Source organism: Streptomyces sp. NPDC005784 (genome assembly GCF_042871525.1).
In the GTDB taxonomy this organism is placed as follows: domain Bacteria; phylum Actinomycetota; class Actinomycetes; order Streptomycetales; family Streptomycetaceae; genus Streptomyces.
In genome coordinates this window covers 89,951-101,400 of record NZ_JBIAIQ010000007.1, presented here as the reverse complement: position 1 = coordinate 101,400, position 11,450 = coordinate 89,951, and the positions used below count along the sequence as shown (strand labels likewise).

Genomic DNA, 11,450 nt, shown 5'->3' with positions numbered 1-11,450 from the left:
CGGGCCGTGCACATCGGGCGGACAAGCAGGAACATGGTCGTGGGTAAAGGATGAGAGCTTCATGGTTTCTGCGCAGGAAGGTTCCGATGCGCCCGCGTCCGACGGACCGGGCGATCCCTTCGACGCGTCCACCGACGCGGCGGCGGTGGTGTCCGGCGACGGAGTGGTGCTGGGCTGGACCCGGGGTGCCGAATCGCTCCTCGGCTACCCGGCGGCCGAGACGGTCGGCACCTCGGCCGGGCATCTGCTCGCGCTGCCCAGGGACCCGTTGCGGGTGAAGGGTGTTGCGGACCGGTGCCGCGCCGGAATGGGCTGGAGCGGCCTCATCCCCGTACGGCACCGCGACGGCCGCCGCATCGACGTGGACCTGCGGGTGTCCGCGTCCTTCCGCATGGGCGAGAGCGAGTGCTTCCTGATCTCGGCACGGGACCGGAGACGGCAGTGGACGGTGGGCCCGGCCTTCCTCGACGGATTCCTGACCCGCTCGCCGGTCGGCATGGCGGTGCTCGACCTGCAACTGCGCTACGTCTGGATGAACGACACCCTGGAACACCTCGGCGGCGTGCCCCGTGAGCAGCGGCTCGGGCGTCGCCTGACCGAACTGTTGCCCGGGCTGCAGGCGGAGACCATCGAGGGACTGATGCACAAGGTCCTGGCGACCGGTGAGCCGGTGATCGACTACGAGTACCTGGGATGGAGCTGGGCCGACCCGCATCGCCGGCACGCCTATTCCACCTCGTTCTTCCCGTTGCTGGGCGTCGACAACTCGTACACCGGTGTGTGTTACATGGTCCTGGACGTCACCGAGCGGTGGAACGCCCGGCAGCTCCTGTCGCTGGTCAACGAAGCCGGGACCACCATCGGCAGAACGCTCGACGTCATGCGGACGGCACAGGAGCTCGCGGACTTCGCCGTTCCGCGCTTCGCGGACTTCGTCGTCGTCGACCTCCTGGAATCCGTCCTCAGCGCCGAGGGACACGGAGCCTGGCTGTCGGACGCGGGACCGGCACCCGCAAAGCCGATGATGCGGCGCGCCGGCATGAGCTCGGTGCGGGAGGGCTGCCCGGAGGCCGTGGCCCGGATCGGGGACCGGGCGGACTTCCTCCCGCCGCCCCACGACGTGCACCTGCTCACCAACGGCGAGCCGGTCCTGATCCAGGTACTCGACCCGAACGACGACCTGTGGATCGCCGAAGAGCCCGCGAGAGCGGAAAGCATCCGCCAGTACGGGCTGCACTCCCTCATCTCCGTACCGATGCGGGCACGCAACACCTCCCTCGGCCTCACCACGTTCGTACGATCCATCAATCCGGTCTCGTTCCAGCCCGACGACGTCCTGCTGGCACGCGAGGTGGTGGCACGCGCGGCGCTGTGCGTCGACAACGCCCGCCGCTACACCCGAGAACACACCGCGGCGGTCACCCTTCAGCGCAGTCTGCTGCCCCACGCCCTGACCGGCGGGACAGCGCTGGAGATCGCCTCCTCCTATCTGCCGGCGGACCCGAGCGGCGGGGTCGGCGGCGACTGGTTCGACGTCATCCCGCTGTCCGGTGCCCGCGTCGGCCTGGTCGTCGGCGACGTGGTCGGCCACGGGATCACCGCCGCGGCCACCATGGGCCGGCTGCGCACCGCGGTGCAGACCCTCGCCGACATGGAGTTGCCTCCCGACGAACTGCTGGCGCACCTCGACGACCTCGTGCTCCGGCTGAGCGAGGAGCGGACCCACGAGCGGGAGGCCGACCGGACCCCGACGGAGCAGGAGGCCGACCGGAGCACGACCGCGTCCTTTCTCGGAGCGACCTGTCTGTACGCCGTCTACGATCCCGTCACCAGGCGCTGCACGATGGCCCGGGCCGGACATCCGCCCCCCGTCGTCGTCGCCCCCGACGGGCAGGTCACCTTTCCGGAGCTGCCCGCCGGCCCTCCGCTCGGGCTCGGCGGGATGGCGTTCGAGAGCCATGAACTCGAACTCGCCGAGAACAGCCTGATCGGTCTCTACACCGACGGCCTCGTCGAGGGCGGGCACTACGACATGGAACTCGGCATGGCACGCCTCGGGGAACTGCTCGCCCGGTCGGACCCCGACCTCGAAACACTGTGCTCGGACGTCGTACGGCAGCTCGTGCCCGTGCCCCAGCCCGATGACATCGCCCTGCTCCTGGCGCGCACCCACACCCTGGGAGAGGACCGTGTCGTCTCGTGGGAGGTGCCGGTGGACCCGGCCGCCGTCTCCGACATGCGGGCCCGTGCCACCCGCCTCGTCGAATCCTGGGGCCTCGGCGAACTCACCATGACGACGGAACTCATCGTGAGCGAACTGGTCACCAACGCGATCCGCTACGCCGAACCGCCCATTCGGCTGCGGTTGCTCTGCGACACCCGGCTGACCTGCGAGGTCTCCGACGCCAGCAGCACCGCCCCACGGCTCAGACACGCCCGGAGCATGGACGAAGGCGGCCGCGGTCTCTTTCTGGTGGCCCAACTCACCCATCGCTGGGGCGCCCGCCACTCGGCGGAGGGAAAGGTCATCTGGGCCGAACAGGAGATTCCGTGAGTACGCCGGACCTCCGCGGCCGGCTCAGGGCGGGGCGCGCCTCTCTCAGCCGAGGCCGGCCTCGGGCCGGTCCGCCCGGCCGGAACTGCCGTCCTGGTCGCCGGGATCGACGCCGTACGCGCCGGGATCGACGCCGTGGCTTGCGCACCAGGAACGGTACGCGGCGACCGCCGTGGGCAGCGTGGGGAAGATCCGGTCCTCGCCGACGGACGCGCTCAGCCCGTAGGCGTCCAGGTCGTCACGCAGATCCTGCTTGACCCGGGCCATCGCGAACTCGATATCGCGCCGCCCGAGTTCCTGCCGCAGCTCGTCCAGCGAGTCCAGCGCGGTGATGTCCACCTCCACGTTGGCCTCCGCGTTGAGGACGAACCACCGGACCGGGATCTCCTGTTCGTCCACCGCGCCAAGGGCACTGCGCCGGAAGTCCTCCGCGTTGGCGAAGAACAGCGGGGAGTCGTAGCGGTAGACCAGCAGACCGGGGATCACCCGGGCCTCGGGGAAGTCGTCGACGTCGTGCATGCCCGCCATGCCCGGCACCAGTCCCTGCACCGCGTCGTGCGGGCGCGCCACCCTGCTCAGCAGCTCGGCGACCGACAGGCCCACGGCCACGAGCACCCCGTACAGGATGTCGAGGGCGAGGACTCCGACGAGGCAGCCGAGGGCCAAGAGGAGTTCCCGGGCCCGGAAGGACGCCAGCCGGCGGAAGCCGGCCAGGTCGATCATCCGGATCGCCGCGTAGACGACCAGCGCGCCGAGGACCGCCTTCGGGGTGTTGGTGAGCAGGGGGCTCAGGAAGAGAAGCACCGCCAGAACGGAAACCCCCGCGGTGAGCCCGTACGCCTGGGTGTGCGCGCCCGTGGACTGCGCGAGTGCCGTACGGCTGGCGCTGCTGCTCACGGGGAACCCCTGAAGTGTTCCGGCGCCGAGGTTCGCGGCGCCCAGGGCCAGCAGCTCCTGGTTCGCGTCGAGCGCCTTGCCGCCGTCGTCGGTCGTGAAGGCACGCGCGGTCAGGATGAAGTCGGTGTACCCCACGAGCAGGACACCGACGGCGGGCAGCAGCAGTTCGGGCAGGTTGCCGAGATCGGGCAGTTCCGGGCGGGGCAGCCCGGCCGGAATCTCCCCGATCACCGCGAGGCCGTGGTCCTGGAGGTCGAACACCGCGACCACGGCCGTGCCGAGGACGACGGCCAGCAGTGGCCCCGGGATCTTCCAGCCGAAGCGCGTGGCCAGATACAGGAAGGCCAGCGTCACGGCGCTGAAGATCACCGTCATGGGATCGATCTCGTCCAGGTTCCCGAAGAAGGAGGCCAGCTTCGGGAAGAACCCCGAACCGTCCGTCGGGACGCCGGTGAGCTTGGTGAGCTGATCCACCATCATGATCAGCGCCACGCCCGCCAGATACCCGATCAGCACGGGCCGGGAGAGCAGATCGGCCACGAATCCCAGCCGCGCCGCCCACGCCACGAGACACATCAGACCCACCGCGAAGGCGAGCGCGGAGGCCAGGACCGCGTACCGCGCCGGATCGCCGCCGGCGAGCGGCCCCACGACCGTCGCGGTCATCAGCGCCGTCGTCGACTCCGGGCCCACCGACAGAAGCCGGGACGAGCCCAGGATGGCGTACAGCACGATGGCGGGCAGGATCGCCCACAGACCCACGACGGGCGGCAGCCCCGCGACACTGGCGTACGCCATGACCTGCGGCACCAGATAGGCCGCGACCGTGACCCCGGCCAGCAGGTCCCCGCGCAGCCAGCTCCGCCGGTAGCCCCTGAGCACCGCGAGACCGGGAACCCCCGGCACAGCACGACGCCACCCTCCGCCTGGGGTGCCGGGGTGCTTCGACACGGGTGTCCTTCGGGTCGGTCCGCACCGCATGGGGCGGGCGCGGACATGGGCCCTCGTACTCAATCGGTGCGCTGCGCCCTGCGGGCCAGGAGCTTACCCACCTCCCACAGGACCAGGAGCGCGACGGCGGACAGCAGGGCCCAGCCGAACTGCCGCAGATCGATCCGAGTGGTGCCGAGGATGCGACGGAACCCGTCCATCTGGGTGACCAGGACCGCGAGGACGAACTGGGCCAGTGCCGTCCAGTTCATCTGCTTGCTGTCGAACGTGCTCGTCGTCAGCACCGACTCCGTCTCGCTGCGGCACTCGAACGCGGCCACGATCAGACAGAGCGCGAACGCCGTGAACGCCATCGAACTGCCGATGTGGACGCTGTCGAAGCGGGATTCGCCCAGCTTGATCAGCCCCAGCAGGATGAGCGTGATCGCCAGCCCGCTCAGGCCGACCGTCACCATCACGGGCCGGGTCAGCACCGACTCGCCCCGGGGACGCGGCCTGCGCCGCATGAGCCCCGCGCTCTCCTTGTCGAAGCCGAGCGCGAAGCCGAAGGAGGCGTTGACCACGAAGTGGATCCACAACACCTGCGGCGGGGTGAACGGTTCACCGGCCGCGATGTTGAAGATGGTCGCCCCGAGGAACGTCAGGACGAAGGTGACCAGCAACAGGAGCACGAAGCGGATGTACTTGGTGAGGTTGTCGTAGAGATTGCGGCCCTGTTCCACGGCGTAGACGATCGTCGCGAAGTTGTCGTCGGACAGGATCATCCGCGCCGCGTTCTTCGCCACGTCCGTACCGCTGCCCATGGCGATACCGATGTCGGCGGACTTGATGGCGGGAGCGTCGTTGACGCCGTCGCCGGTCATCGCGACGACATCGCCCTTCTTCTTGAGCGTGGCCGCCAGCAGCACCTTGTGCTCCGGCGCGACCCGGCCCACCACGCCGATGTCGTCGATGCGGGCGAGCTGTTCGTGCTCCGGCAGCGCGGCGAAATCGGCGCCGAGGACGGCCTCGCCGGGGATCCCGAGCTGCCGGGCGATGGCGGCCCCGGTCGTCACGTCGTCCCCGGTGACCATGCGGACCCGGATGTGGGCGGCCTGGGCGTTGGCCACGGCGGCGCGGGACTCCTCGCGGGGCGGGTCGACCATCCCGACCAGACTGGTCATACGCAGGCCGGTGACATAGGCGAGCAGATCTCCGCCGGGATCGAAGTCGGCCGGGTCCAGATCCCGGGTGGCCGCCGCCATCACCCGGCGCCCCTCACCGCCCATGCGTTCGGCCTGCTCGTCGGCGCGCCGGCTGAGCTCCGCGTCCCACGGGACGGTCGCGCCGCCCGACAGCGCGGTCGCCGCGCGGGCCGTCACCGCCGGAGCCGCGCCCTTCACGAAACAGCGCACCACCGGCCGGCCCACGGCGTCGACGGCGGAGTTGAAGGTCGCCATCAACTTGTAACCCGGGTCGAAGGGCAGGGTGGCGAGACGCGGCAGCCGCTCGTGCGTGCCGTCGATGTCCAGCCCCGCCTTGTGGGCCAGCACCAGGAACGCGCCCTCCGTCGGATCGCCGACGACCTCGCCGTCCACCAGCTTGGCGTCGTTCGCGACGAGGTACGGAAGGATCGCGTCCTCGACGCCCGCGGAGGAGCCCGCGGCGTGCTGGATCCTCCCGTCGAGGCCGTAGCCCGTGCCGGTGACGGTGTACCGGTCCGTGGGGGTCAATATCTCCACGGCCGTCATCTGGTTCATGGTCAGGGTGCCGGTCTTGTCCGAGTTGATCGCCGACGTGAACGCCAGGGTCTCGACGGACGGCAGCTCCTTCACGATCGCGTTGCGCTTCGCCAGATTGAGACTGCCGACGGACAGGATCGCCTGGGTCACCGTGGGCAGGGCCTCGGGAATGGCGGCGATGGCCAGCGAGACCGCGCTGACGAACAGGGCGTCCCACGCCTGGTCGCGGCGGTACCCGAGCGCGAACATCACGATCATGGTCAGGCCCGCGGCGGCCGTGATCCACAGCGTCAGCGTGTCGAGCTCCTTGGTGAGCGGCGCCTCCTCCCTCTCGGTCGCCGACAGCATCTCCGAGATCTTTCCGAGCTCGGTGCCCTGACCCGTCCCGGTGACGACCACGACACCGCTGCCGTGGGTGACCGGGGTGTGCATGAACGCCATGTTCGACTGATCCCCCGGGCCCATGAGGACGGCCGGAAGTGTCGTGGCGTCCTTCGAGGCGGGAACGCTCTCGCCGGTGAGCGCCGACTCGTCGATCTGCAACGCGTGGGCTTCGACGATCCGCCCGTCCGCCGGAACCTGGTCGCCGGCGGTGATGTGCACGACATCGCCCACGACCAGCTGCTCCGCCGGGATCTCCGACTCGGTTCCGTCACGTCTGACCCGCGCCGTCGCCGTCAGCATGGACTTGAGCGCGTTCATCGCGCTCTCGGCCTTCCCCTCCTGCCGCAGTCCCACGACCGCGTTCAGCAGGGTCAGCAGGACGAGCAGGATCGCGGTGCTCCACTCGGCGATCGCCAGCGAGACGACCGCTGCCACCAGGAGGACGACCTGCATATAGCTGCGGTACTGATCGACGAACCGCCGCCACGCGGGCTTCGGCTTCTCCTCCGGCAGCACGTTCGGCCCGTTCTCGGCGAGCAGTTCGGCGACCCTGGCCGCGGTGAGTCCGGACGCGGGATCGACACCGAATGCCGACGCGACGTCCTGCGGAGCACGCGCGTACCAGAGCTCCGGAGCAGCACGCTCCGGAGCCCTTGGGCCGCTCGACTGCATCCCCATCTCAGCTCTCCGATCTGGATTCGCTCCGCCGTCCGTGTCCCTGAGGCCTTACTTCCGCTTGCCCTTCCCGGTCGGCGATGCCGCCCCGGACGCGTGCCGCCCCTTCGCCCTAGGGCCGCTCCCGTGCTGTCCGTCGCCCGCTTCGGGGACCGGATGACCGGCCGCGTACGGATCGGCCGGCGCACCCGCAGGAGCGTCGGCCTCCAGTTCCCGCCTCGCGGCCCGGAGGTCCTTGCGCGCCTCCTTGCCGACCACGGGGTAACTGGGGTCGATGTCCATGAGCGTGTGAGCCAGCACCGCCGCGGTGGAGATGCGCGCGAACCACTTCCGGTCCGCCGGGACGACGTACCAGGGCGCCCACGGCGTACTCGTGTGCGAGAGCATTTCGGAGAACGCGTGCTGGTACTCGTCCCACCGCCGGCGCTCCCGGACGTCGGCGCCGGAGAACTTCCAGTTCCGCTCCGGCAGGTCGAGCCGTTTCATGAAACGGGTGCGCTGCTCCTCCTTGGACAGGTTCAGGAAGATCTTCACGACCTTGAACCCGTTGTCGGTCAGGTAGCGCTCCCAGTCGTTGATGGCCCGGTAGCGGCGGTCCCAGAGGCCCGCCCCGCGCACATCCGCCGGCAGCCGCTGCCGGTCGAGGACCTCCGGGTGCACCCGGACGACGAGCACCTCCTCGTAGTGCGAACGGTTGAAGATCGCGATGTCGCCACGGGCGGGCAGCCTGGTGGCGTACCGCCACAGGTAGTCGTGGTCGAGCTCTTCGGCGGAGGGCTGTTTGAAGCTGCTGACCTTGACGCCCTGCGGGTTCACCCCGCTCATGACGTGCCGGATCGTGCCGTCCTTGCCTCCGGCGTCGAGCGCCTGAAGACAGAGCAGTACGCCGTACGTGTCCTGGGCCGCCAGCCGTTCCTGGTACTCGGCCAGCAGGGACACGCCCGTGCGCAGCAGTTCCACACCGCGCTTCTTCTTCAGACCGGCCTTGTACCGGGGGTCGAAGTCCTCGCCCAGGTCCACCCGCGAGCCCGGCTCGACCCGCAGTGGCTCGATGAGCTTCGCGATGCGTTCGGCCCTGGCATCCGTCATGACGACCCGCCTCTCTTCCTGTCACGGGGAGCACCGCGCGGTCATGAGCGTTCACCGACACCGCCCAGGTCGGAGGCGGGCGCGGGCCGGAGCCTGGCGGGAATCCACCGGCTGAACAGGGAAGGGCGTCCCGGGCTTTTGGCCTGCCGCTCCGCCGTCCCTGCCGGTGCCGGCCGCTCGGCGGTCGCGTCGCCGACGGCCGTCCGAGCGTGGGAGGTCTCTTCATCGTGCAGGGCGCCGAGCAGCGCCCGGACCCGGCGTTCGACCAGGATCGGGACGTACGTCCTGACCTTCGCCTGCCGGAACGAACCGCGGGCCGTCGCGACCACTTCGTCCACGACGGACGGGTCGACCGAGGGGTACGCGGTCTTCAGCCTCGCGGCCAGGCGCAGTAGGGCGACCGCCTCGTCCTGGCGGACAGCCCTGTGAGCCGCTGGGTCCGCCGTCGGCACCGTGCCCGCGGGCGGAGCGGGAGCGCGACTCGCTTCCCGCGGTGCGCCGCCCTCGTCGGCCGTGGATGCCGGCTCGTCCGTGTTCATCGCTCAACCACCCGCGCGCTCGCAAGATTCGAGCCTCAAGGGGCGGAGACCGTGGGGCCACCGGTCCCGATCCGACCGCCCCGAGACGGCTCGACGGCCGGGTACGAGGCCGTCCCACTCATTCTGAGTCCGCCCGGTCGAAACCGCCTCACGGACGGTGCGCGCTCACCGGTGCCCGAGCTGTCGCGGGCGCGGCCATTGCAAATGGGCCGCTTGTGGGACGGCGCAAGGGCCGTGCCCGCGTAGCGACCGATCCTGTGAGGGCGGGTGGCGGCTCGTCGCCGGAGTGCTCGCGGAGGTCTGATCGCTCGCGGAGGTCAGGTGGTGCGCAGGGTCCGCTGGGCGAGTCGGTACGCGGGAAGCATCTCTGTGTGCTCCCCGGTGTCCAGTCCGCCGAGGTGCACGACGACCGGGCCGTCATCGGTGGTGACGGCGAAGGCGGACTCCTTCTTCGACTCGTGGAAGGACTCACTGGTGTAGACGTACTCCACCTCGGCGCCGGACAGGCCACCCGCGTCGAACGTGCGGTAGACCGCCTTGCTCGCGCCGTGTTCGGCGGCCACGAAGGCCCTGAGTACGGTGCCGGCGTCGTCGGCGCCCGGTTTTCCGGTCCAGACCCGCAGGTAGCCGATGTTCCCGGCGGGCTTGGCATCGATCTCGCAGGCGAGGGTGACCGGTCCCTGCCGAAACAGCGGATCCGTGACGTCCCGGGAGCCGTCCGCTCCGATCGGGGCCTGCGCCGCCGCGTCGATGGACTGCGGCTTCCAGTTCTCGGCCGTGTCGAAACCGACCGGCAGTTCGCAGGCCGAGCCCGCGGGGCCGAGTGAGCCACCGCTCTTGGCCACGGTGCCGGTGGCACCGGAAGTCCGGTCCGTGGACGTCGCGCCTGTCCCCGACTTCGGTCTCTCGTCGGCGGTGGTCGAGCAGCCCGTCGCCACCACGCTCAACAAGGCCACGTACACCGCCCCGCGCCATCCGCCCCGTGTCCCTGCAACCATGATGTGCTCCCCCTTGGTCCTGTGGACACAATGTAAACGAGGGCACGGCTGCTGGGCGCGGGGCGGGTGGCAGGGTTCCGTCCGTCGACCGGGCAGGCAGTGCCCGACGTGACGGACTGATGACTGGTGACTGATGTCCCGTCACCATTGTTCGGCTCTAGCGCAGTTGGCTCGAATCTCACCGGGGTGCGGGCAGGGCACATGTCACTGCCTGGCGCTCCAGGTGGGTGGACGGAGGGTCAGCCGAAGGCCTTGACCGCCTGGTAGTAGGTCCAGGCGGTGCTGTCGCAGGAGACCTTCGTCGCGCCGCTGTAATTGCCACAGACTCGCTCGAGGTCCGCGTAAAGGGCGCTGTCGAGACGCGACTTGTTGGCATCGAAGGCGCCGGCGGCCTTGTAGTTGCGGTAGCCGAAGTCGTGGCGGGCGCATGAGGTCGCGAAGGGGAAGCCGAACGGGTTGTCCGGCGACGAGGAACAGTAGTCGGTGGACCAGTCGAACGCATACGCTGACCAGGCGGACTGGTTCGCGCGGGCGGCGACCCAGGTGTTGTAGCTCGACGCGCTGGTCTGGGTCCAACTGGACAGGACTTGGGGCTTGTCGGCAGGGGCGGCGCTAGCGGCTGTAGCGGTCGCCGTGATGGTTGCCAGAGCCATGGCCGAGGCGGCAAGGCCGGTGGCGAGTCTTCGGTGCATCCCACACCTCCATGAGGCTGCGACCCGCCCATCGGGCTGCAGGTTCATGACAGGAATGATCGGCATCGCGACCCTCCTTGCATAGTGCTTTGACCCCAACAATCAATTAACTCGGCGGAGTTGGGGCGACGCGTCTCATGTCTGCGACCACCATGGTCGACTATGGCTGGATGTGTTCCCTGGGGTCTGGGGCGCCACTCCCGAGAGCGACAACGGGGGGTTGACGCGACAACGAGGGGTTGTCAGTCTGGGAACATGGCGAACATGAAGGACCTCTCCGCGCATCAGCCAACTCTCGGTCGCATCAAGGAGGTACGAGCGCAGGCCATCCACCACGCACGCCTGGCCCGGCAGTTCGCTGTCGAGCGGCGTGAGTTGATGCAGGGCCTCATCGACCAGGGGGTGTCGCAGGCGGACATCGCGCGGGAACTCGGCGTCACGCGGCAGGCCATTCAGAAGATGCTGGCCTGCTAGGCCGTGGCGCGGCCGCGTCGCAACGACTCCCTCGACCCCTGGGGCGTCCAACCGACCGCCGACTGGGACCGGCGCATGTCGCATGTTCTCAAGCGCTTGTGTCCTTGTTCATGTGCGTTCATGTCTGCCCCCATGTCCATGTGTGTGTCGTCATGCCCTCATGTGCCTGGTCGGTCGGTTGGTGGCGTGCCGCCCCGGGTCGGCTCCATGGCCGACTGCTTGTGCGAAGTGATGCCGACTGCTGTACGAGGTGCCGACGCGCCTGACGGCGGGTCCGCTGCCCCAGGTACCCGTCTGGTTGGTGCACGGCACCGCCGACACGGTCGTGGACATCCGGTAGTCGCGCGCCGCACGAGGCTCTTGAGCGGCGGGACCGGCCGGTGACCCTGGTCGGGACGCCCGAGGTTGTCCTTCAGTTGCGTTTCCGGAACCAACCATGCCGTGCGGGTGACGAGGTGACCCGCACGGCATGGTTG

8 protein-coding genes are annotated in these 11,450 nt (G+C 69.6%); 2 read left to right on the top strand and 6 right to left on the bottom strand.

All coding sequences use genetic code 11. The features are described from left to right. Positions 1 to 61: 61 nt before the first annotated feature. Entirely contained in the window at positions 62 to 2,554 is a 2,493-nt protein-coding gene (locus tag ACFYR3_RS14650) for a SpoIIE family protein phosphatase (RefSeq protein WP_389283126.1), read from the top strand. Between the two features lie 45 nt (positions 2,555 to 2,599). Here the strand turns inward: ACFYR3_RS14650 and ACFYR3_RS14645 are convergent, their stop codons facing one another. The 6 genes from ACFYR3_RS14645 to ACFYR3_RS14620 form a co-directional block, all read right to left on the bottom strand. Beyond that, positions 2,600 to 4,432: a SulP family inorganic anion transporter gene (locus ACFYR3_RS14645; protein WP_389283323.1), complete on the bottom strand. Its 1,833-nt coding sequence runs from the start codon at positions 4,430 to 4,432 to the stop codon at positions 2,600 to 2,602. Positions 4,433 to 4,461: 29 nt separating this feature from the next. Next, positions 4,462 to 7,185: a cation-translocating P-type ATPase gene (locus ACFYR3_RS14640; protein ID WP_389283124.1), complete on the bottom strand. Its 2,724-nt coding sequence runs from the start codon at positions 7,183 to 7,185 to the stop codon at positions 4,462 to 4,464. A 48-nt stretch (positions 7,186 to 7,233) separates the two neighbouring features. Further along, the gene (locus tag ACFYR3_RS14635) at positions 7,234 to 8,271 is read right to left on the bottom strand and encodes a polyphosphate kinase 2 family protein (protein WP_389283122.1); all 1,038 of its coding nucleotides are present in this window, start codon (positions 8,269 to 8,271) and stop codon (positions 7,234 to 7,236) included. A 41-nt stretch (positions 8,272 to 8,312) separates the two neighbouring features. Further along, positions 8,313 to 8,810: a three-helix bundle dimerization domain-containing protein gene (locus tag ACFYR3_RS14630; RefSeq protein WP_389283120.1), complete on the bottom strand. Its 498-nt coding sequence runs from the start codon at positions 8,808 to 8,810 to the stop codon at positions 8,313 to 8,315. A gap of 317 nt (positions 8,811 to 9,127) precedes the next feature. Further along, complete coding sequence (locus ACFYR3_RS14625) at positions 9,128 to 9,808, bottom strand: lipoprotein (protein ID WP_389283118.1); 681 nt, start codon at positions 9,806 to 9,808, stop codon at positions 9,128 to 9,130. A 239-nt stretch (positions 9,809 to 10,047) separates the two neighbouring features. Then, positions 10,048 to 10,500: a phospholipase gene (locus ACFYR3_RS14620; RefSeq protein ID WP_355849286.1), complete on the bottom strand. Its 453-nt coding sequence runs from the start codon at positions 10,498 to 10,500 to the stop codon at positions 10,048 to 10,050. 255 nt (positions 10,501 to 10,755) lie between these two features. Between ACFYR3_RS14620 and ACFYR3_RS14615 the strand changes: the two genes are divergently transcribed. Then, positions 10,756 to 10,974, top strand: coding sequence for a hypothetical protein (locus tag ACFYR3_RS14615; protein WP_356779926.1), 219 nt, complete (start codon positions 10,756 to 10,758; stop codon positions 10,972 to 10,974). Positions 10,975 to 11,450: the final 476 nt, after the last annotated feature.